Origin of the sequence: Mycolicibacterium sichuanense (genome assembly GCF_033741125.1) — a bacterium.
In the GTDB taxonomy this organism is placed as follows: Bacteria; Actinomycetota; Actinomycetes; order Mycobacteriales; family Mycobacteriaceae; genus Mycobacterium.
Window position 1 is genome coordinate 173,194 of sequence record NZ_JAWQPU010000007.1, and the last position, 20,294, is coordinate 193,487.

Here is a 20,294-nt window from a genome sequence, read left to right on the forward strand (position 1 = left end):
TTCGGTCATCTCCTTGATCTAGCCGTTGGCGGGTTCGAGGTAGTCCTCGAACAGGTCTGCGTACAGGTCGAACTGCTCGGCTGCGTCGGGGCCCCACAGGTCGGTGGCGGTGAATCGCACCATGTACATCTGGTGCGGGCGGTCGATCTGCTGGTGGGCACTGGCTGCGGGATCGTGGAATGCGCCGTATTGGCGGGCGATCACGCCGGGGGTCTTCTTGAGGTAACCGGGGAGCCGGTTGTGCGTTGCCTCGTTGAGGTTTCGGACGACGACCGCGTCGCCAACCTCGAACGCGGGTGGCGCGTCCGCAGGTACGTCGTGGGGCGTTCCCTTCCAGAGGATGTCGATCATCTCCTGGGCGAACGGTGACAGCGTCTCCGGTTTCGCCGGGTGCGGCGTCATCGACGGGGCGCCGAGTTCGGCCATTCTCTCGTCGATCTCCTGGTGGGTGATGAATCCCTTGTCGTTGAGCAACTTCTCCACTGAGAACAGCCAGTGGGCGTAGTAGGTCGAGTCCAGGTACTCGCTCCACTTCATCAACTCGATGCCGTGGCGTTGTTCGTCGAGGTTGAAGGCGCCCTTCTTGATCGCCATCGCGGTGACCGCGTGCATCCGTCCCTCGAACGGATAGCGCCAGTCCGGAATTCCTGGTTCGAGGAATTCGGGATCGATGGCGCCGATGCCATCGCGGCCACCGAGGTCGTGGGGACCGTGCATGTGATCATCTCCCTTCAGTAGTTTTGTCGAGCAATACTTTCAAATGGAACTATGCATCCCACCCCGCGAGCGTGCAATCGCTCGAGACCAGCCGTTACACACGGTTAACAGGTGGCCGCGACTTTGTTAAACCTGGGTTTCAAAACGCCCCGAAGCTCGTTCGTCGTTTGACCGGGCGTTGCGTCGGTGGGTAACTGTCCTCGTACGAAAAAGTTGTCAGACGGAAGTAATTCCTTGGACACGTTCAGGAACGACGCCGTCAAACCGGAAGGGAAGACCTATGACGTCAACAGCAAGGGAATCGTCCCGCGGAGCCGCAGCGGCGGCCGCACTGCCCGGGGAGGCCGCCATCGGCGCCGCGATGTGGCTCACCGTGACGACGGTGCTGGCACTGCTCGCGTACTACTTCATTGGAATCGACCAGGGCGCGGTGTCGGTCTTCGGCGCCGACACCCACGTGCACGAATTCGTTCACGACGCCCGGCATCTGCTCGGCTTCCCCTGCCACTAGGAAGGGCCGCATCGTGGAGAAGAAGTTCATCGGTCTCGGCGTCGCGGCCGGGTGCGTCGGCGGGATTGCCTCGTTCGCCGTAGCGCGCACCCAGGTCACGCCGTTGATCGCGGCTGCCATCGACTACGAGGACGGACGGTCGGCGGCCGAAGCGGCGTTGTCCGGGGAACGCGAACACGGGCACGAGGTGTTCAGCCGCGCGTTGCAGGCCAACGTGGGTGCGGGCGTGGCGACCGTGGTCTTCGGCATCGTGCTGGGAGCCCTATTCGCCGTGGCGTTCTCGGTGCTGTGGGCCCGGCTACGGCGCAGGCATCCGGCGGTCTCACCGCGAACGCTCGCGACTGCGCTGGCGGGCGCGGGTTTCGTGGTGTTGTATCTGGTTCCCTTCCTCGGGTATCCGGCCAACCCGCCCGGGGTCGGGGACGCGGCGACCATCGGCGGCCGTACCAGTGCGTACCTCATCTTGGTGGTGCTATCGGTCGGGCTCGCGATCACCGCGTACGCAGCGGCGGGACGGCTGTTGCCGAAGTTCGGCGGATTCACGACGGCGGTGCTCGGTGCAGCAGGCTACGTGCTGGCGATCAGCCTGGTGCTCCTGGCCATGCCAACCTACGCCGAGACGCCGGGGCCGCTCGCCGATTCCCAAGGCGCCGAGCTCTATCCGGGCTTCCCCGCCGAGGTCCTCGCCGACTTCCGGCTGTACTCGGTGCTCGCGTCGGCGGTGATGTGGACGGTGATCGGGGCCACCTTCGCCGCCTTCGTCCCGCGCGTTCTCGCCAACCGGCCGAGTACCGCCGGCCTGGCCACCGTCGCCACCACCTAGACAGGACCAAGACATGGAGATCCTCGACTTCACACCGTCGAAGGAGCAGTACGCGTGGACGTTCGGCGGGGTGGAGCCCGTCCTCGAAGTGCGGCCCGGTTCGGCGATGCGCCTCTGGACCGAGGATGCGTTCGCGGGCCGGGTCACTTCGCAGGCCGACAAGCCGAGTGAGGTGCTCAACCCCAAGGAACTCAACCCGCAGACGGGCCCGTTCTACGTCACCGGCGCGGAACCGGGGGACACGCTGGTTCTACACTTCGTCTCGATCGAACCGGCCCGCGACTGGGCTGCATCCACGACGATCCCGTTGTTCGGCGCCCTCACCGGCACCGATCGCACGGCGGGTTTGCAACCGGCGTTGCCGGAGCTGACGTGGATCTACTCGGTCGACGCTGCCGCGGGCACTGCCACCTTCGTCGCGCAGGAGGGCGACTTCACCGTGGCGTTGCCGCTGGCGCCAATGCTGGGCACCGTCGGCGTCGCCCCGGCGTTGCGTGAAGTGCGAACGACGTTGGTGCCGGACTACTTTGGCGGCAACATGGACACCCCGGAGTTGCGGGCCGGCACGACCGTGTATCTCGGGGTGAACGTGGAGGGAGCGCTCTTCTCGATCGGCGACGGCCACTACCGGCAGGGGGAGGGTGAGACCTGTGGGACGGCGTTGGAGGGAGCCATGAACGTGACCTTGATCGTCGACCTGATCAAGGGAGGCGCTCCCGCCTGGCCGCGATTCGAACACGACGACGCCTTGATCGCCGTCGGGTCGGCTCGCCCCCTCGAGGACGCCTGGCGGTGCAGTCAGGTCGAGATGGTCAAGTGGATGGGCGATCTGTATGACATCGGGCACATGGATGCCTACCAACTGTGCAGTCAGTTGTGCCTGTCTCCGCTGGCCAACGTGGTCGACGTCAACTACAGCGCGGTGACCAAGATCCCCAGAGACCTGCTGCCCGAGGTGAGTCCGTTCGGTGGCATCCACCAGCGACTGCGCCGCAATGCGCAGGACCTCACGGGCTAGCGTTCGGGGGCCGGGGTCGGAGTGGGCTCGAGCCGCCCCGCCGCGTACGTCGCAGCCTGATCGACCAGGCCGTCCGAGATGTAGGCATTGTGGAGGGCGTAGTCACCGCCCGTCGAGCAGATCGGATCGCCGGGAACGCAGGAGTCGAGCGTCTTGCCCGCGTAGAGCGGGCCGACGGCCACCTGCGGCTGACTGATCATGTTCATGAATTGGCCGTCGGGCTTGCCGAACAGCGTCACCGCCGCGACGTGGTCGGCGACCGCGGGCGGTAGCGGACCGGTCACCCCGGAGTCCGCCGCTCCCGGCGGCACGACGTCGGAGGTGACGAAGCCCGCGACCGCGGCGCCCTGCGAGAAGCCGCCCAACACGACCTTGGTCTGCGGGCACGTGGCCGCGGTCTGCTGGATGTGGCCCGCGGCGTCGTTGATTCCGTCGACGGCCCGCGGAAAGTCCAGGCTCGCCGGGTACTGGACGGCGTACACCCCGACGGTCTTCGTCCCCACCTTGGAGCGCAACGAGTCGACGAAGGCCTGACCGACGCCGCCGACCCCGGGCGGTTCACCGGTCCCGCGGGCGAAGACCACCTCGACGTCGGGACAGGCGGGCGCCGCAGCACCGGGGGCGGGTTCGGCGGAGGCAGCGGGCGCGCCCGCCAGGGCCCACGCCGCCGCGACTGCGACGCCGAGGAGCCGAACGAGGTGAGGGGAGATCATGTCGGTGCGGATTGCCGACTTCCTCGGTCGACAAACCTCGCGCTCGGTAGTCCTCAGGTGCCACAAAACGTTTGATACGGCCCGAAGTCGTCCGGCGCCGCGGCGGCGTAGGACTCCAGGCCCGGACGTTCGAGGTACGGGTCGGCCGTCGCGTGCAGCAGCCGACCGAGTGGATCGAGGTCGCCTGCGGTGGCGGCGGCGAGCGCCTCCTCGACCAGATGGTTGCGCGGTACGTAGACCGGGTTGACGTGGTCCATCGCTGCGGCATCGGGTTGCAGATTCTGCCACCTGGCAAGCCAGCCGTCGAACGCGGCCAGGTCGACGAACCAGCCACGGGCGGGTTCGGCGTCACCGCGGGCGGCCGTCGCGAGCTGCCGGAAGAAAAGGGTGTAGTCGACCCGGCTCTGCTGCAGGTGGGCGAGAAGGTCTCCTGCCAGCTGAGCGATGGTCGCGTCGTCGACCGAGGAGGGCAGGCCGAGCTTGGCGCGCATGCCGGATGTCCATGCGGCGGCGTAGCTCCCGCCGAACGTGCCGAGCACCTCGACGGCGCGATCGATGGCCTCCCGCTGCTGGTCGTTGGCCAGCAGCGGGAGAAGGGCCTCGGCGAACCGGGCCAGGTTCCACTGCGCGACGATCGGCTGGTTGGCGTAGGCGTAGCGCCCGGCGTGGTCGATCGAGCTGAACACCGTCGCCGGGTCGAAGGCGTCCATGAAGGCGCATGGCCCGTAGTCGATGGTCTCGCCCGAGATCGTCATGTTGTCGGTGTTCATCACGCCGTGGATGAAACCGACGAGCATCCACTTGGCGACCAGCGCCGCCTGCCGGGCCACCACCGCGGCGAAGAGCGCCAGGTAGGGCTCGTCGGCGGTGGCGGCGTCGGGGTAGTGCCTGGCAATGGCGTGGTCGGCCAGCCGCCGCAACAGGTCGCCGTTGCCCGTGGCGGCGGCGTACTGGAAGCTGCCGACGCGCAGATGGCTGCTCGCGATGCGGGCGAGCACGGCCCCTGGCAGCGCCGTATCGCGGTGCACGGCCTGGCCCGTCGCCACCACGGCCAGTGACCGGGTGGTCGGGATGCCAAGGGCGTGCATGGATTCGCTGACGACGTACTCGCGCAGCATCGGACCGACGGCCGCGAGGCCGTCGCCACCTCGGGCGAACGGCGTGCGCCCGGACCCCTTGAGATGCAGATCGCGCAGCCGCCCGCCGTCGTCGACGAGCTCGCCGAGCAACAGGGCGCGCCCGTCACCGAGGCGCGGGACGAACCCGCCGAACTGATGCCCGGCGTACGCCTGCGCCACCGGACTGGCCCCGGGCGGTACCGCCGCGCCGACCAGGAAGGCCAACCCCTGCGGGCTACGCAGCCACGCCACGTCGAGGCCGAGCTCGCTCGCCAGTGCGACGTTGAGCTCGAGCAGCCGCGGTTGGGGCGCCGTGGCGGCCTGCCAGGCGACGGCCAGCTCCGGCAGCTCCCTGGCGAAGCGGTCGTCGAGGACGACGGTGGTCTGGGGTGCGGAATTCACCCCTTCCAGGGTACGGAGGTCGGCGCCGGTTCGGCTCCGGGTCGAACGGGTAGCGTCGGCTCAGACGCCGGCGACGAGGCCGGCCGGCCGCGAGGAACACCAGATGGACAACGTCGTCATCACCGGCCCCGGCGCCGTCGAGGTGCGGGAGGCGCCCGATCCAGTGCCCCCAGGGGCCGACGGCGCCGTGGTGGGCGTGGAATCGGCCGCCATCTGCGGTTCGGATCTGCACTTCTACGACGGTGACCTGCCGGTGGGGGACGGAGTCGCGGTCGGGCACGAATTCATCGGGACGGTGCTCGAGGTCGGTCCGGACGTGCGCGACGTCCGGGTCGGCGATCGCGTGCTGGCCGCGTCGGTCACGGGGTGCGGCCGGTGCGATGGTTGCGCCACGGGCAATCCCGTCACGTGCGCGCGGGGCATGCAGATCTTCGGTTCGGGAGTCTTGGGTGGCGGGCAGGCGACGGCGGTCGCCGTGCCGAGCGCGGACTTTCAGCTGCTCCGGATTCCCGACGGCGTGGACGACGAGGCGGCGCTGCTGCTAACCGACAACCTGTCGACCGGTTGGATCGGTGCCAAGAAGGCCGACATCCCGCCGGGCGGCACCGTCGTCGTCCTCGGGCTCGGCGCGGTCGGGCTGTGCGCGGTGCGGGCCGCGTTCGCCCAGGGCGCGGGTACCGTCCTTGCCGCCGATCCCGTGGCTGGCCGCCGCGCCCTGGCCGTCGATTCGGGGGCGATCGCCATCGAGGGGCCAACGGCCGCAGCGGTTCTCGAGCACACCCATGGTCGCGGTGCGGATGCCGTGATGGATACCGTGGCCCTCGACGTCACGCTGGACGACGCACTGGCCTGTGTGCGCGCCGACGGCACGGTGTCGGTGCTGGGCGTGCACGACCTGAACCCCTACCCGCTGCCGATCCTGATGGCGCTGGTCCGCAGCCTCACGCTGCGCATGACCACCGCCCCCATCCAGCAGACCTGGACCGAGCTGGTTCCGCTGGTGTCCGACGGCTCGCTGCGGACCGACGGCATCTTCACCCACCGGTTCCCGCTGGCCGACGCGGCCAGGGCCTACGCCGCCGTCGCGGCGCGCAGCCCGGAGTGCGTGAAGGTGATCCTGCACCCGGAGTAGTCGATAACCTATTGATGAAATTCCGGTGGCGGCAGCTCGAAGGCAATGCACAGCAGGTCGCGGCGGCGAATTCATCAATAAGTCATTCACTGCGGCGAAACAACCTCGAAATGGACCGCGCTTAGATTCGGGTCGTCACAACGTCGGTGACTGCCCTGATCAGCCACGGTGGGTCCGCCACCTCGAGGTCACCAGGAACGACACATGGCAACACTCATCGAACAGCGCACCATCGGTGCGATCCCGGAGAACGAACGCCACGGCAAGGCCTGGCACCTGCTGCCGCTGTGGTTCTCCCTCAACGCGACGGTGATGGCGGCCACCACGGGCGCCATCGGCATCAGCGTCGGCGCCGGACTGGTGCCGACTCTGCTGGCGATCGTCATTGGCAACCTCGTCGGCGCGGTCTTCATGGCCTACCACTCGGCGCAGGGTCCTCAGCTTGGTCTGCCCCAAATGATCCAGAGCCGCGCACAATTCGGGTTCTTCGGCGCTGCGCTGCCCAACCTGCTGGCCATCATCATGTACGTCGGCTACTTCGCCGGCGCCGGCGTCATCGGCGGGCAGGCCATCGCCAGCATCGCCGGCATTCCCACCTGGACCGGCATCATCGTGTGCAACGCGATCACCTGGCTGATCGCCTTCGCGGGGTACCGCGCCATCCACCTCTTCGACCGGGCGATGGCCGTGGTGTCGGTGCTGGTCCTGGCGTTGCTCTTCGTCGCCGCGGTGGCCCACTACGGCTCGGCCCCCGCCGCGCCGTCGCAGCCCACGTTCGCGAACTTCTTCCTCATCCTGTCCATCTGCGCCAGCTGGCAGATCACCTTCGCGCCGTACGTCTCGGACTACTCGCGCTACCTTCCGACGTCCCAGGGTGGCGCGAAGACGTTCTGGTACACGCTGATCGGCAGCTGCGCCGGGGCCATCCTGTTCATGGCCCTCGGCGCGGTGGTGGCCGTGTACGCCCTCGACAGTCTCAACAGCGACGCCCTGGTCTACCTGTCGAGCCTGGCGCCGATGGGTGCTCCCGTCATCGCCGTCGTGCTGGTGCTCGGCATGATCGGGGCCAACTGCGACAACCTCTACGGCCCGTACATGGCCGGGTTGTCGACGGTGACGCAGGCAGGTGGGCCGCCGCACGTGTCGCGGCTGGTACGGGGTTGCGTGACAGGCGGTTTCGGCCTGATCGGGACCGCAATCGGCATCTTCCTCTCGGGGGACTTCCTGACCAACCTGTCCAATCTCATCCTGTTCCTGCTCTACATGCTCGTGCCCTGGACGGCGATCAACCTGGTCGACTTCTACGTCATCCACCGCGGTCACTACGACGTCTCGAGCATCCTGTCGATGCGTGGTCGCTACGGGCTGGTGAACTGGAAGGCGATCGGGACCTATGCCGTCGCCGTGCTGGCCGAGGTGCCCTTCATGAGCTGCCCGCTGTTCGTCGGGCCGTTCGCCACCGCCCTCGGTGGCGTCGACATCGCCTGGCTGGTCGGACTATTCGTCGCCGGCGGGCTGCACTATGCACTGAATCGCAATACCGCGGCCGAGGAGCACGGCGACAGTCTCCCGGCCGACGCGAGCGTGCCGTCCACCACGGCCGTCTGACCCCCACCACCTCACGGGCAAGGAGAATCCCATGGCCTTCGACTACTCGCGGATGACCGCCACCTGTGCCGTCGACTCACCCGCCAACGCCGTCACGCTTCCACCGGAGGCCTACGGCAGCGACGAGCTGTACGCCGACGAAGTGGACCGCATCTTCAAACGCGGCTGGATCCCGCTGTGCCGTCTGGAGCAGATTCCCACCGACGGGAGCTACTACAGCATCGACATCCTCGGTACCCCGCTCGTGGTCACCCGCGACCGGCACTCGGAGATCCGGGTGCTCTCGCGCAACTGCACGCACCGGTGGATGGAGCTCTGCAGCGGTGCCGGCGCGGCCAAGGTGCTGCAGTGCCCCTACCACCTGTGGTCGTTCGGACTCGACGGGCACCTCGCCGGCGCACCGGAGATGAAGCAGACCGACGGTTTCAACCGCGCCGACTTCGGGCTCAAGCAGTTTCGCCACGAGCTGTGGAAGGGCTTCGTCTTCGTCAACCTGGACGGGCAGGCGTCACCGCTCGCCGAACAGCTGGCCGAGCTGTCCGCAGTGGTCGACCCGTACGACTTCGAGAACTACCAGACCGTCGAGCACACCGAATGGGGTGAGTGCGAATGGGACTGGAAGATCATGGTGGACAACTTCATGGAGTGCTACCACCACATGGGACCGCACCGCGGCACGCTGGAGGACGAGTTCCCGGCGCACCTGAGCTCCACCGGAGAGGTCGGCCCCTACTTCACCACGATGTGGTCGGCGCAGGCACCGGGCTACCCCGTGACGGCCCCGTTCATGACGCCCGGCGCCGACACGCTCACCCCCGAACACAGTCGCAAGTCGCTGATCTTCATCGCATACCCGCTGCTGCAGATCGCGATGGGTCCCGGCTACATGTACTGGCTCAAGGTCCTACCGCTCGGTGCCGGACGCATCGAGGTCCACCTCGACATCGCCATGTCGCCCGCGGCGCTGGCGGCACCCGAGCTCGAGGAAAGGCGCAATCAGCTCGTCAAGTCGATCTGCGACATCCACCGCGAGGACCTCGACGTCTGCGCGTCGGTGCAGCGCGCCATCAAGGCAGGCGTCACCGGCGTCGGCCGGCTGTCACACCTGGAGCGCCCGCTCTGGGAGTTCTACCGGTATCTGGGGCGAGAACTCGGACTCACCGGCCACTCGGCCAAGCTCGCATCCACGGGATAGGAGGGGTCTTCAGATGACCACGGTGTTGAACGGACAGAGCGCCCAGTCGGGCGTCGCGGCCAAGGCGCGCGACGTCGCGGCCCGGTTGGCCGAGTCCGGCGTCAAGTACGCGGCGATCAGCTTCGTCGACATGCATGGCAAGCCGAAGGCGAAGATGGTGCCGCTGAACCACCTGGTACAGGCGGCGAAGGGCTCGGAGATGTTCACCGGCGCGGCACTGGACGGTGTGCCGCAGGACGTCAACGACGACGAGGTGGCCCCGCACCCCGATCTGGACGCCGCCATCATCACGCCGTTCAACCGGGAGGTCGCCTGGTTTCCCGGTGACCTGTGGATCGGTGACGCGCCCTTCGAGGCGTGCAGTCGCCAGATCCTCAAGCGCGTCACCGCCGAGGCCGCCGCGCTGGGTTACACCTTCAACCTCGGGATCGAGACGGAGTTCTTCCTGCTGACCGACGACCGCGTCGGCACGCCGGCGCCGGCCAGTCTCGACGACGACCTCGACAAACCGTGCTACGACCTGCGTGGACTGCTGCACAACTACGGAATCGTCGACGAGATCGTCTCGGCGATGAACGAACTCGGCTGGGACGTCTACTCGTTCGACCACGAGGACGGCAACGGGCAGTTCGAGACCGACTTCACCTACACCGACGCCGTAGCGATGTCGGACCGGTTCACGTTCTTCCGAATGATGGTCGGGGAGCTCGCCCGCAAGCACGGATTGTTCGCGTCCTGGATGCCCAAGCCGTTCGCCGATCGCACCGGCAGCGGTGCGCACTACAACATGTCGCTGGCCGGTGAGGACGGCACCAATCTGTTCGAAGCGGCCGAGGACCCGCGCAGCTGCGGGCTTTCGACGCTGGGCTACCAGTTCATCGCCGGCGTGTTGCGGCACGCACCGGCGATCTGCGCCGTCATCGCGCCAACCGTCAACAGCTACAAGCGACTGGTCAAGCAGGGCAGCATGTCCGGGCTCACCTGGGCGCCGATCTTCGCCTGCTACGGCGACAACAATCGGACCAACATGTTGCGAATCCCGCGCGGTGGTGGCCGGGTCGAATGCCGGGCGGCCGATAGCGCCAACAACCCCTACCTCGGTGCCGCGCTGATGCTGGCGGCCGGGTTGGAGGGGATCCGGGAGAACCTCGACCCGGGGGAGCCCAACCGCGACAACCTCTACCGGCTGTCCGAGGACGACCTTGCGGCACGCGGAATCGGTTGGCTGCCGCGCTCGCTGGATGCCGCGATCGATGCCCTCGAGGCGGACCCGTTGGCGCGGAGGGTGTTCGGTGAGGCGATGTTCGACTCGTTCGTCGCGGAGAAGCGCCTCGAGTGGAACTCCTACACCGCCCACGTGTCGGCGTGGGAGACCGACCGCTACCTGCGGTTCTTCTGATGAGCCAGCACTGGGCCGAGCTGACGTCGGCCCAGCTCGCCGAACGCTTCGCGACCGATCCGGACACGGTGGTCCTCATCCCGGTGGGGGCCACCGAGCAGCACGGCCCGCACTTGCCGGTCGGCACGGACACCATCGTCGCCGCGGCGCTCGCCGACGCGGCCGCCGGGGAGAACGCACTGGTGCTGCCGCCCTTGGCATTCGGTGCCAGTCAGTTCCACGGCACCGAACTGGCCGGCACCATCGCCAGCACGGGTGAGCAGACCGCACGCGCGGCGTTCCGCACCGCGGCTGCCTGCACCGAATCCGGCGCGCGCCGGGTGCTGTTCGTCAACGGCCACGTCGGCAACGCCGCCCCGCTGTGGATCGCCTGCGACGAGTTCCGACGCCGATTCCCCGACGGTGGCGTCGGCGTCGTGCAGTGGTGGGACCTGACCCCCGACATCGCCCGCCGCGCCACCGCAGATGCCGTCGACTGGCACGCGAACGCCGCCGAGACCTCGCTGATGCTGGTGCTGCGGCCGGAACTGGTCGACGTCGACCGGATGCACACCGCCGACGACCCCGACCGCACGGCCGGCACGGTGTTCCGGTACCCGGTGCAGCGCGTCTCCACCAACGGCGTCACCGGCCACCCCTCGCGGGCGTCGAAGACGTTCGGACTCGAGCTCTAGACCGACGTGGTCGCCGCGGCCAGGGACGTGGTGTCGCGTGCGCATGACGAGGTACCGCCATTGTCGAGGTAGTGGCGATCAATGCGCGCCGTAGCATTCGTGGCGTGCCGTCACCGGAAGCCGATCCCGCGCAGAACGATTCCCCACGGGCGCGGATCGTCAACGCCGCGACCAAGCTGTTCTCGCAGCGGGGCTATGCGCAGACCACGATGAGCGACATCGCCCGTGCCTGCGGGCTGCAGCAATCCTCGCTCTACTACTGGTTCCGCAACAAGGAGGGCCTGCTCCAGGAGACGCTGCTGGTCAACCGGGCGCCGTTGGACTTCATCGCGGCCGTCGGCGCGGGCTCCGGCTCACCCGCGGTGAAGCTGTACCGGCTGCTGCGCTTCGACACCCTGCAACTGGCACTCTCGCCCATCGACTTCAACGAGATCCAGCGGATCGCGCACGATCAGCGCGCCGAGTTCGCTCAGTTCTGGACCGACTACGAACGGCTCAAGCAATGGGTCGCGGACCTCATCGCCGCGGCGATCGCCGAGGGCCGGTTCGTCGACTGCGACACCGACGAGACGGCGGGGCTGTTGCTGAACTTCGACGAGGGCGCGCAGAAGCGGACGCGATTGCACACCGACGAGGGCGACCGCGCCGACGAGGCCATCCGCGTCGCCGAACAGGTCGCCGTCATCGCCGTGCGCAGTCTGCTGAAGCGGCCCAGTGACATCGCCCGTGTCACCGCCCAGGCGGCTCAGTTCGACGACGTGGAGCGCGCGCTACGCGTCAACGGCCGCCTACCCGAGACGTCCTGATGCTCACTTCCACTCCTTGGGTCGGGCAAACTACTAGCGCGGGGTTGCAGTGGCGGCTGAACCCTTGAGGCGAATGCGTGGACGGCCACGACGTCGCGGACGGTGCCCAGGGCGGTGCGCAGGGTGTGTGGGTCGACCGAGCCGAGGGCCAGTCGGAGGGCGTGGGGGACGTGCGTCGTGGTGGCGAACGGTTCGGCCGTCGACACCGACACCCGTTCGGCGAGAAGGGCGGCGGTGACGGCCTCGGCCCGCACCTCCTCGGGAAGGGACAGCCATAGGAAGTACGAGCTGGGATGGCCGACAGTCGGAAACTCCGCCAGCGCCTCGCGCGCGATCGCCTGGCGCATAGCCGCGTCGGTGCGCTTGCCGGCCTCCAGTCGGTCGACGGTGCCGTCGTCGAGCCAGCGGCAGGCGATCGCCGTCAGCAGGGCCGGGGCGTTCCAGGTGGTGGCGCGGATGGCACGTTCCAGCGATGGCACCAATTCCATTGGAGCCGAGATGAATCCGATCCGCAGCCCCGTCGCGACGCTCTTGGATAGGCCCGAGACGTAGACGGTGCGCTCGGGGGCGCGCGCGGCGAGCGGCACTGGTGGACGATCGGCGAGGTACGCATAGGCGGCGTCCTCGACGATGAGAAGGCCGTGTGCGCGGGCGATCTCGACCAGTCGTTCGCGGTGCTGCTCGGAGGTCACCCACCCCAGCGGGTTGTGCAGGGTCGGCATCGCGTACACCGCGCGGACGGGCCGCGTCGCGCACACGTGGGCGAGGGCGTCCAGATCGGTGGCACCGTCGGCGGCGGGGACGGGCACCAGCTCCAGACGCAACGTCTTGGCGAGGACCTTGAAGCCCGGGTAGGTCAGCGCATCCACCGCGACGACGTCGCCGGGTTGCAGAGTGGCCATCGCGGTGACGGCCAAGCCGTGCTGGCCGCCGTTGACGATCAGCACGCGGTTGGCGAGTACGCTCAGTCCGCGGCGGCCCAAATGCTCTGCGACCGAGGCTCGTTCGTGTGGCCGACCGCCGTGCGGCTGGTAGCGGAGCAGGGCGTCGAGGTCCCCGCCGGCAGCCAGTTCCCGCAGTGCGGTACGGAGCAGGTCGGACTGATCGGACAGGGCCGGGTAGTTGAAGTTGAGATCCGCGACGCCGGCAGCCACGGCCTGCTGGTCGATGCCGTGCCCGGGCGCGAGCGTGGTGTCCCTGACGAAGGTGCCACGGCCACGCTCCCCGCTGACCAGACCCATCGCCTCGAGTTCGGCGTACACCCGGGACGCGGTGACCAGGCCGAGGCCCTCTTGGGCCGCGAGTGCGCGATGGGTCGGCAGCCGGGTGCCCGCGCGCAGTCGGCCCGAGCGGATGTCGGCGGCGATCGCGTCGACCACCACCTTGTATCGCGACACCGCCACCAGGGCATTGTATGCATGACAATTCTTTGATTGTCACGATGACGCGATCCTACGATCGCCCCATGCACATCGCCATCTTGACCTTCGAGGGATACAACGAACTCGACTCGCTCATCGCACTCGGTGTCCTCAACCGCGTGCAGCTGCCCGGCTGGCGGGTGTCGATCGCCAGCCCGACCGACCGGGTGCGATCGATGAACGGCGTCGTCGTCGAATCGATGGCCACCCTGGAGGAGGCCGGCGCGGCCGACGCGGTGATCGTGGGCAGCGGCATGCAGACCCGCGAGGTCGTCGCCAACGGCGAGCTGATGTCGCGATTGCGCCTGGACCCGTCGCGCCAGCTGCTGGCCGGCCAGTGTTCGGGTACGCTGGTGCTGGCCAAGCTGGGCCTCCTCGACGACGTCCCCGCATGCACGGATTCGATCACCAAGCCGTGGGTTCAGGCGGCCGGTGTCGACGTCCTCGAGCAACCGTTCTTCGCCAGGGGCAACGTGGCGACCGCGGGCGGGTGCTTGGCGTCGCAGTATCTGGCGGCCTGGCTGATCGCCCGGCTGGTCGACGTGGCGGCCGCCGAGAGTGCCCTGCACTACGTGGCGCCGATCGGCGAGAAGGACGACTACGTGGCGCGGGCCATGCGCAACGTCAGCCCCTACCTCAGCCGGCAGCTCGTCGTCTCGTGACGACCGCCCGGCCGCCCCGGCCGGGCGCCATGGCCACCCCGCGCGAGCGCATGGGCTCGTCGCGCTCGGCTGTGGGGTGCAGGGTGAATTGCGAGAGCAGTTCGCGCAGAACGACCTTGAGCTCCATGGTGGCGAACGCCGCGCCGATGCACCGTCGCGCACCGCCGCCGAAGGGAATCCAGCCGGCGGGGTCGGGCCGGCCACCGAGGAACCGGTCCGGATCGAAGCCCGGGCGGTCGTCTAGTCCAGATCCATCGTGCACCAGGCCGATTGCCACCATCACCGTCTGTCCGTGCGGCAGCGTCCATGGACCGAGCCGGTAGGACGGTGCGGCGACTTCGCGGAACGTGGTGTCGACGACGGGTCGGCACCGTTGCACCTCCGCGATGGTGGCGTCCAGCAGCTCCTCGCCCCCGTCATCGAGTTCGGCGACCAGGCGCGCCAGGATCTGCGGGTGGCGGCGAAGCCGCTCGACCGACCAGGCCAGGGTCGTAGCGGTGGTCTCGTATCCGGCGGTGAGCAGGGTGAGCAGCTGATCGGCGATCTCGTCGCGGCTCATCGCCGTGCCGTCGGCGTAGCGGCTGCGCAGCAGCACTGCCAGCGCGTCGGTGCGATCGTCGAGCGCCGGATCGGCGGTGGCAATCGCGATGAGCTCGTCGACGATGGCGTCGTACTCACGCCGCGCCGCGAAGAAGCGGCCCCACGGGCTGAGTCGTCCCCAATCCCATTGCGGCACCGGCACGATCGACAGGCGAGAACCCAGCGCCACCGCCGGCGGCAGCAGGCTCTGCAGCCGGGTGAACTGCGCGCCGCGTGCCCCGAACACCGCTCGCAGGATGGCGGCAAGGGTGATGCGCATCATCGCTGGCAGGGTGGCGAACTCGCGGTCCTCGGGCCAGCCGGCGAACTCGTGCCGGCTCTCCTCGAGGATGACCCCGCGGTAGGACCGCAGGCTGTTGCCGTGGAACGGCGGTGTCAGCAGCCGGCGCTGCACCCGGTGCCGCTCGCCCTTCAGCGCGAACAGTGAACCTGCGCCAAGCACCCGGCCCAGGCTGCCCTCGACGGTGTCCAATTCCTCGGGCGCCGAACGGAAGATCTGCTGCACGTGGGCGGGATCGCCGATCACCACCACCTCACCGAAGATCGGCACGTCGACGGTGAAGTCGGGCCCATGGCGGCGACGCATCGCCGTCAACGCTGCTCGCCGGTCGACGAGCGCGACGGCGCCCTGGATGCTGCGCGGCAGGGCCGGCCCCGGCGGCAGCACCGGTGCACCGATGCTTGCCTCTGCGCTCGTGGTCGTGATCTGCGGCCTCCGCTCGGCGTCCCGGCTGCCCCGGGTTCATCGACACGGTAGCGACGGAACGGGCGAACGGTCTTGGGGCGACGGATGAACAATCGGAGTTCGCGGCCAGTAGGGTCTTCGCGTGTCTTCTCACCGGATTCGTTGGGGCGCGTTGCTGCTGGCGCTGCTGACGGCGATCGTCACGGCCAGCCCGGCGCACGCGGCGGACCCGAGTGCACTCTGGCGCATCGTGCACGAGCAGTGCGTGCCCGACCAGGCGGACCGCGGCGACCCCGCGCCGTGTGCTCGGGTGGATCTACGCGGCGGCTGGGCGGTGCTCAAGGACCTCGTCGGCCCGACGCAGTTCCTGCTCATTCCGACCCAGCGGGCCTCGGGCATCGACGATCCCGCGCTCCTGGACGGCGCGGCGCCGAACTACTTCGCCGCCGCGTGGCGCGCGCGCTCGTTCGTCGACGAACGGGCAGGCGCGGACCTGCCGCGTGACTGGATCGGCCTGACGATCAACTCGGCATTCGCGCGGTCGCAGGATCAGCTGCACATCCACGTCGACTGCGTGCGCGCCGACGTGCACGACGCGTTGCGTGCACACGCCGACGCGGTGGGCCCGGTCTGGGCACCGTTCCCGGTGCCGCTGGCCGGCCACCAATACGACGCGATGGCCGTCGGCGGCGACGAACTCGACGTGGACCCGTTCGTGCTGCTGGCCGACGGGGTGCCCGGTGCGCGTGACGACATGGCCGCCAGGACGATGGCGGTGGTGGGTACGGTTGGCGCTGCTGGCAACCCGGGGTTCGTGCTGCTGACCGACCGGGCCGATGCCGTCACCGGAGACGAGGCCGCAGCCGAGGAGCTGCAGGATCACGACCTCTGCCCCCTGGTGGCAGCGGCCATGCCTGGCAAGTAGGCGAGCACCCTCGCCGCTCGTGAATCCTCTGCGGCGATCGGGCCCGAAACCCGCAGAGGATTCACGACGGGCGCGGCTCTAGTCCGGTTCGCCGTACTCGTCGAACCAGTAGGCGAGCTTGCCCCGGCGGCTGACCGCCCGCAGCCGGCGCTCGGCGGCGGCGCGGGTCTTGGTGGTGGTGACGATCAGCAGTTCGTCGCCGGCCTCGATGCGTGTGTCGGGCAGGGGAACGAAGGTGTGGCCGTCGCGGATGATCAGGGTGATCACGCTGGGGTCGGGCAGCCGCAGCTCCAGCACGGTGACGTCGTGCAGGCGAGAGGTGGGACGCACTGTCAGCGTCAGCAGCTCGGCTTCCAGCACGTCCAGCGGGGCCGACTCGACCTGGATCTCGCGCGGGGCGTCTCGGGGAATCAACCGCAGCGCGTGCGCCAGCGGACGCAGGCTGGGCCCCTGCACCAGCGTGAAGACGACCACCAGCAGGAACACGACGTTGAGCAGCCGATTGCTGTCGGGCACCCCCGCGACGATGGGGAACGTCGCCAGCACGATCGGCACGGCGCCCCGCAAGCCGGCCCAGGACAGGAAGACCTGTTCGCGCAGCGGCACGTTGAACCCGGCGAGTGAGCCGATCACCGACAGCGGCCTCGCGACCAGCAGCAGCACCAGGCCGACCACGATCGCGGGCACCACGTCGGCGGCCAGCTCGCTGGGGTCGACCAGCAGGCCGAGCAGGACGAACAGGCCGATCTGCGCCAGCCAGCCCAACCCCTCGGCGAACGACCGGGTCGCCGACCGGTGGGGGAGTCCGGAGTTCGCCAGCACGACGGCGGCCAGATAGGCGGCGATGAAACCGCTGGCGTGCACGGTGCCCGCGGCCGCGAAGGCCACGATGCCGATGCCGAAGATGCCGATCGGATAGAGCCCCGACGCGGGCAGCGCGACGCGGCGCAGCACCCACGCGCCGAGGAAGCCGAAACCCAGACCGATGGCGGTTCCGGCGAGGAGCTCGTAGACCAGGTCGGCGACGGCGCTCTCGGGTTCGAACACGAAGGGCACCGCGCTGAACATCAGCACCAGGATCACCGCGGGCGCGTCGTTGAAGCCGGACTCGGCCTCGAGCAGTCCGGCCACCCTTCGGGGCAGTGGCAGCACCCGCAGCACGGAGAACACCGCTGCCGCGTCGGTCGAGGAGACGATGGCGCCCAACAACAGCGCCAGCTGCCAGTCCATCCGTAGCAGCACGTGCGCACCGACGGCGGTGATCAGCATGCTGATGACCACTCCGATGGTCGCCAACGCGCCTGCGGGCGCCAGCACCTTGCGGATGTCGGCGAACCGCGTGGTCAGACCGCCCTCGACGAGGATGATGGCCAGTGCGGCGGTTCCGACGTTGCGGGCGACCTCGACGTCGTCGAACTGCAGTCCGAGACCGTCCTCGCCGATGGCGACGCCGACGAACAGGAACAGCAGCAGGCTGGGGAAGCCCACCCGGGTGGCGACCCGGGTGCCGACGATGCTGGCGAGCAGCACGAAGCCCCCGATCAGCAAGGTCAGGTACAGCTCGTGCAGGCTCAAAGTGCCGTCAGTATTTCACCGACGGTGACCGCCGGTCGCGGTCGGACGAGAAGTCGGCGGCGTCCCCTCGCCCGATGGGCGAAGATGACGGCATGGCCGAACGCAAGACACGCATCGGGATCGCCGGCGCCGGCAACGTCGGCCGGTCCGTCGCGCGGGAACTGCTCGACAACGGCCACAAGGTGCTGCTGATCGAACGCGAACGCCGCAAGTTCGAGCCACACGTCGTGCCGGAGGCGGACTGGTTGTTCGCCGACGCCTGCGAAGTGACCACACTGGAGGAGGCCGGCGCCGAGACGTGCGACGTGCTGATCGCCGCGACCGGTGACGACAAGGCCAACCTCGTGGTGGGACTGCTGGCCAAGTCCGAGTTCGGGGTGCCGCGGGTGGTGGCCAGGATCAACGAGATCAGCAACGAGTGGCTGTTCACCCAGGCGTGGGGCATCGACGTCGCCGTGTCGACGCCGGGGGCGATGGTGGCTGGCGTCGAGGGCGCCATCGACATCGGCCACCTGGTGCGGCTGATGGGGCTGCGGCAAGGCCAGGCAGATCTGGCGAAACTGACGCTGCCCGAGGACAATCCACTCGTCGGGCAGCGAGTCGGCGAACTGGACCTGCCCGCCAACACCGCCATGGTCACGCTGGTCCGCGCTGGTGCGGTGATCCTTCCGACGCCCAATGAGGTACTCGAGGCGGGTGACGAGATGCTGTTCGTCTCGGACAGCTCGGCGGAGAGTTCGATGCGGGCCGCGATCCACGGGGCCGAGCCCATCCGGGCGATCAAGGACAAGTACGGCTTCTGACCTGGCGTGGCCGCCGATAGTACACACCTGACATGTCAGTTGTGTACTATCGGCGCCGGTGGATCGACGACGAGGAGCCAGCCATGCCGACACTGCCCTGGACGGCGGCCAAGGCCGGAGTGCCTCGTGGCACCGACGTGATCGTGATGGCATCGCGCTTCGATCTGCGCTCCTGGCGCGACGTCTTGCCATTCCTCTTGGCGGCCTTCCGGATTCGCCGCCAGATGCTGAACTCGACGGGAGCGGTCGGGGTCTCGCTCATCGCCCGGCCGACGCAGCGCACCTTCTACACGTTGTCCGCCTGGCAGGACCGGGATGCGCTCGACGCCGCGGTCGGGCGCCGGCCGCACGTCGAGACCATGACGCGTTTCGGCCCGCGGATGGCGGGCTCGCGGTTCGCCTCCTGGACCGCTCCTGCGTCGACGGGCGTGCCGCCCACCTGGGCGGAGGCTTACGACCGGCTTCGACACGAGGAAGGGCTGCACGGATGACCGCGGGATCGTGGGATCCGGCCGCCGGTCGCATCGCTCGCCCCTAAGGTGGGGTACGACCGAGGAGGCCGCCATGACCATCGCCATCGTCGTCGTGGTCGCGCTCCTCGGAGTGGGGCTGGCGCTGAGTCAGCTGATGCGCATGAAGGCCTACTTGGACAAGCCGCAACCCGAACTGCCGCCCGAGCCGCGCGAGGACGACGACACCTAGGACGACGACACTTGGGACGACACCCGGGCCCGCGGCGTGGCGATCAGCGCCAGCGCGTCGTTGTGCGCGCGCACCCCGGCGTCACCTATCCTGCGCGCCAGCCGCGACCGCAGCTCGACACGCGAATCAGGCGGCAGCCCAAGGTGGTTGGAGTAGGTGAAGACGAGGTCCAGCCATTCCTCTCCCGGGTAGTGACGGTCTTCGGCGATGTGGCGCTGCTGCACCGTGAAACCGCTGTCCTGCAGGATCGCCACGGTGTTCGCCTCGGCCGCGATGGACGGCCGCTTCACCTCGTCGAGGTAGTCGCGATAGACCTCGTTCAGCTCGTCACTGGTGGGTGAGGTGGGCACGATCCTGTTCCAGATCAGGGCGAGGCGCCCGCCCGGCGTCAGGATCGACGCGACCTTCGCCAGCGCGGGCTCGGGCTGTACCCAGTGGAACGACTGGGCGAACACGACGAGGTCGAACGACCGCCCGGCGGGCGCCCACTGCTCGAAGGTCGCCACCTCGACGTCGATGCCCTTGGCGATCGTCACCTGTGCCATCCGTGGATCGGGTTCGACGGCGAGGACCCGGGCGCCGGCGTCGGTCAGCTGCACGGAGGAGATGCCCGTTCCGGCGCCCACGTCCAGCGTCGCGGTCCCTGGGCGGGTGACCAATGCCTCGATCAGCTGCCGTGGATAACGCGGGCGGTGGCGGTCGTACGCGTCGGCCGCGGCACCGAAGGACTCGGCGCGGCGGCGGTCGGCGTGCGGGGCGGGCGGTTCGGACATGCATTCAGCATGCGCAGTGAACACTTCGGGAG

21 protein-coding genes are annotated in these 20,294 nt (G+C 68.7%); 14 read left to right on the forward strand and 7 right to left on the reverse strand.

Annotated features, from left to right (window positions below; genetic code table 11):
• Positions 1-18: 18 nt before the first annotated feature.
• Positions 19-717 (reverse strand): nitrile hydratase subunit beta, encoded by a 699-nt coding sequence (gene nthB, locus SBI80_RS21555; RefSeq protein ID WP_318976863.1) that lies wholly within the window; start codon positions 715-717, stop codon positions 19-21.
• Between the two features lie 280 nt (positions 718-997).
• On the opposite strand from nthB, the gene SBI80_RS21560 reads away from it, so the two are divergent.
• Genes SBI80_RS21560 through SBI80_RS21570 form a run of 3 tightly spaced genes read left to right on the forward strand, consistent with a single transcriptional unit; the run spans position 998 to position 3,069 of the window.
• Entirely contained in the window at positions 998-1,228 is a 231-nt protein-coding gene (locus tag SBI80_RS21560) for a CbtB domain-containing protein (RefSeq protein WP_318976864.1), read from the forward strand.
• A gap of 13 nt (positions 1,229-1,241) precedes the next feature.
• Positions 1,242-2,051 (forward strand): CbtA family protein, encoded by an 810-nt coding sequence (locus tag SBI80_RS21565; protein WP_318976865.1) that lies wholly within the window; start codon positions 1,242-1,244, stop codon positions 2,049-2,051.
• A gap of 13 nt (positions 2,052-2,064) precedes the next feature.
• Positions 2,065-3,069, forward strand: a complete 1,005-nt coding sequence (locus tag SBI80_RS21570) for an acetamidase/formamidase family protein (RefSeq protein WP_318976866.1) — start codon at positions 2,065-2,067, stop codon at positions 3,067-3,069.
• On the opposite strand, the gene SBI80_RS21575 is transcribed toward SBI80_RS21570, so the two are convergent.
• Entirely contained in the window at positions 3,066-3,782 is a 717-nt protein-coding gene (locus SBI80_RS21575) for a cutinase family protein (protein WP_318976867.1), read from the reverse strand. The genes SBI80_RS21570 and SBI80_RS21575 overlap by 4 nt on opposite strands.
• Before the next feature lie 53 nt (positions 3,783-3,835).
• Entirely contained in the window at positions 3,836-5,302 is a 1,467-nt protein-coding gene (locus SBI80_RS21580; protein WP_318976868.1) for a protein adenylyltransferase SelO, read from the reverse strand.
• A gap of 103 nt (positions 5,303-5,405) precedes the next feature.
• Here SBI80_RS21580 and SBI80_RS21585 point away from each other — a divergent pair, with 103 nt between their 5' ends.
• The 6 genes from SBI80_RS21585 to SBI80_RS21610 all read left to right on the forward strand — a co-directional run bounded on the left by SBI80_RS21585 (position 5,406) and on the right by SBI80_RS21610 (position 12,116).
• Complete coding sequence (locus SBI80_RS21585) at positions 5,406-6,434, forward strand: alcohol dehydrogenase catalytic domain-containing protein (RefSeq protein WP_318976869.1); 1,029 nt, start codon at positions 5,406-5,408, stop codon at positions 6,432-6,434.
• Positions 6,435-6,638: 204 nt separating this feature from the next.
• Positions 6,639-8,042, forward strand: a complete 1,404-nt coding sequence (locus SBI80_RS21590; protein WP_318976870.1) for a purine-cytosine permease family protein — start codon at positions 6,639-6,641, stop codon at positions 8,040-8,042.
• Between the two features lie 31 nt (positions 8,043-8,073).
• Complete coding sequence (locus tag SBI80_RS21595; RefSeq protein WP_318976871.1) at positions 8,074-9,237, forward strand: aromatic ring-hydroxylating oxygenase subunit alpha; 1,164 nt, start codon at positions 8,074-8,076, stop codon at positions 9,235-9,237.
• 13 nt (positions 9,238-9,250) lie between these two features.
• Positions 9,251-10,636: a type III glutamate--ammonia ligase gene (gene glnT / locus SBI80_RS21600; RefSeq protein ID WP_318976872.1), complete on the forward strand. Its 1,386-nt coding sequence runs from the start codon at positions 9,251-9,253 to the stop codon at positions 10,634-10,636.
• Positions 10,636-11,310 carry a creatininase family protein gene (locus SBI80_RS21605; RefSeq protein WP_318976873.1) on the forward strand — a complete coding sequence of 225 codons (675 nt, stop codon included), beginning with the start codon at positions 10,636-10,638 and terminating at the stop codon, positions 11,308-11,310. Before glnT ends, SBI80_RS21605 begins: the two co-directional genes overlap by 1 nt.
• 104 nt (positions 11,311-11,414) lie before the next feature.
• The gene (locus SBI80_RS21610; RefSeq protein WP_318976874.1) at positions 11,415-12,116 is read left to right on the forward strand and encodes a TetR/AcrR family transcriptional regulator; all 702 of its coding nucleotides are present in this window, start codon (positions 11,415-11,417) and stop codon (positions 12,114-12,116) included.
• Here SBI80_RS21610 and SBI80_RS21615 read toward each other — a convergent pair.
• Positions 12,056-13,519, reverse strand: coding sequence for an aminotransferase-like domain-containing protein (locus tag SBI80_RS21615; protein WP_318976875.1), 1,464 nt, complete (start codon positions 13,517-13,519; stop codon positions 12,056-12,058). The two genes, SBI80_RS21610 and SBI80_RS21615, sit on opposite strands and share 61 nt — an antisense overlap.
• 62 nt (positions 13,520-13,581) lie before the next feature.
• On the opposite strand from SBI80_RS21615, the gene SBI80_RS21620 reads away from it, so the two are divergent.
• Positions 13,582-14,199 carry a DJ-1/PfpI family protein gene (locus SBI80_RS21620; protein ID WP_318976876.1) on the forward strand — a complete coding sequence of 206 codons (618 nt, stop codon included), beginning with the start codon at positions 13,582-13,584 and terminating at the stop codon, positions 14,197-14,199.
• Here SBI80_RS21620 and SBI80_RS21625 read toward each other — a convergent pair.
• Positions 14,174-15,466, reverse strand: a complete 1,293-nt coding sequence (locus SBI80_RS21625; RefSeq protein WP_318976877.1) for a cytochrome P450 — start codon at positions 15,464-15,466, stop codon at positions 14,174-14,176. The two genes, SBI80_RS21620 and SBI80_RS21625, sit on opposite strands and share 26 nt — an antisense overlap.
• Positions 15,467-15,626: 160 nt before the next feature.
• On the opposite strand from SBI80_RS21625, the gene SBI80_RS21630 reads away from it, so the two are divergent.
• Positions 15,627-16,409: a CDP-diacylglycerol diphosphatase gene (locus tag SBI80_RS21630; protein ID WP_318976878.1), complete on the forward strand. Its 783-nt coding sequence runs from the start codon at positions 15,627-15,629 to the stop codon at positions 16,407-16,409.
• Between the two features lie 78 nt (positions 16,410-16,487).
• Here the strand turns inward: SBI80_RS21630 and SBI80_RS21635 are convergent, their stop codons facing one another.
• Positions 16,488-17,984, reverse strand: a complete 1,497-nt coding sequence (locus SBI80_RS21635) for a potassium/proton antiporter (RefSeq protein WP_318976879.1) — start codon at positions 17,982-17,984, stop codon at positions 16,488-16,490.
• A 92-nt stretch (positions 17,985-18,076) separates the two neighbouring features.
• On the opposite strand from SBI80_RS21635, the gene SBI80_RS21640 reads away from it, so the two are divergent.
• The 3 genes from SBI80_RS21640 to SBI80_RS21650 all read left to right on the forward strand — a co-directional run bounded on the left by SBI80_RS21640 (position 18,077) and on the right by SBI80_RS21650 (position 19,489).
• Positions 18,077-18,787 (forward strand): potassium channel family protein, encoded by a 711-nt coding sequence (locus tag SBI80_RS21640; RefSeq protein WP_318977030.1) that lies wholly within the window; start codon positions 18,077-18,079, stop codon positions 18,785-18,787.
• Between the two features lie 32 nt (positions 18,788-18,819).
• Positions 18,820-19,278 carry a hypothetical protein gene (locus tag SBI80_RS21645; protein WP_318976880.1) on the forward strand — a complete coding sequence of 153 codons (459 nt, stop codon included), beginning with the start codon at positions 18,820-18,822 and terminating at the stop codon, positions 19,276-19,278.
• A 73-nt stretch (positions 19,279-19,351) separates the two neighbouring features.
• Positions 19,352-19,489 carry a hypothetical protein gene (locus SBI80_RS21650; RefSeq protein ID WP_318976881.1) on the forward strand — a complete coding sequence of 46 codons (138 nt, stop codon included), beginning with the start codon at positions 19,352-19,354 and terminating at the stop codon, positions 19,487-19,489.
• On the opposite strand, the gene SBI80_RS21655 is transcribed toward SBI80_RS21650, so the two are convergent.
• Positions 19,486-20,262: a class I SAM-dependent methyltransferase gene (locus tag SBI80_RS21655; RefSeq protein ID WP_318976882.1), complete on the reverse strand. Its 777-nt coding sequence runs from the start codon at positions 20,260-20,262 to the stop codon at positions 19,486-19,488. The genes SBI80_RS21650 and SBI80_RS21655 overlap by 4 nt on opposite strands.
• Between the last annotated feature and the right edge of the window lie 32 nt (positions 20,263-20,294).

Bases quoted from the DNA above. Each gene is read 5' to 3' on its own strand.
- SBI80_RS21645 (WP_318976880.1), top strand. From the start codon at position 18,820: ATGTCAGTTGTGTACTATCGGCGCCGGTGGATCGACGACGAGGAGCCA.
- SBI80_RS21640 (WP_318977030.1), top strand. From the start codon at position 18,077: ATGGCCGAACGCAAGACACGCATCGGGATCGCCGGCGCCGGCAACGTC.
- nthB (WP_318976863.1), bottom strand. From the start codon at position 717: ATGCACGGTCCCCACGACCTCGGTGGCCGCGATGGCATCGGCGCCATC.
- SBI80_RS21575 (WP_318976867.1), bottom strand. From the start codon at position 3,782: ATGATCTCCCCTCACCTCGTTCGGCTCCTCGGCGTCGCAGTCGCGGCG.
- SBI80_RS21570 (WP_318976866.1), top strand. From the start codon at position 2,065: ATGGAGATCCTCGACTTCACACCGTCGAAGGAGCAGTACGCGTGGACG.
- SBI80_RS21560 (WP_318976864.1), top strand. From the start codon at position 998: ATGACGTCAACAGCAAGGGAATCGTCCCGCGGAGCCGCAGCGGCGGCC.
- SBI80_RS21595 (WP_318976871.1), top strand. From the start codon at position 8,074: ATGGCCTTCGACTACTCGCGGATGACCGCCACCTGTGCCGTCGACTCA.
- glnT (WP_318976872.1), top strand. From the start codon at position 9,251: ATGACCACGGTGTTGAACGGACAGAGCGCCCAGTCGGGCGTCGCGGCC.
- SBI80_RS21655 (WP_318976882.1), bottom strand. From the start codon at position 20,262: ATGTCCGAACCGCCCGCCCCGCACGCCGACCGCCGCCGCGCCGAGTCC.
- SBI80_RS21585 (WP_318976869.1), top strand. From the start codon at position 5,406: ATGGACAACGTCGTCATCACCGGCCCCGGCGCCGTCGAGGTGCGGGAG.
- SBI80_RS21590 (WP_318976870.1), top strand. From the start codon at position 6,639: ATGGCAACACTCATCGAACAGCGCACCATCGGTGCGATCCCGGAGAAC.
- SBI80_RS21650 (WP_318976881.1), top strand. From the start codon at position 19,352: ATGACCATCGCCATCGTCGTCGTGGTCGCGCTCCTCGGAGTGGGGCTG.
- SBI80_RS21620 (WP_318976876.1), top strand. From the start codon at position 13,582: ATGCACATCGCCATCTTGACCTTCGAGGGATACAACGAACTCGACTCG.
- SBI80_RS21605 (WP_318976873.1), top strand. From the start codon at position 10,636: ATGAGCCAGCACTGGGCCGAGCTGACGTCGGCCCAGCTCGCCGAACGC.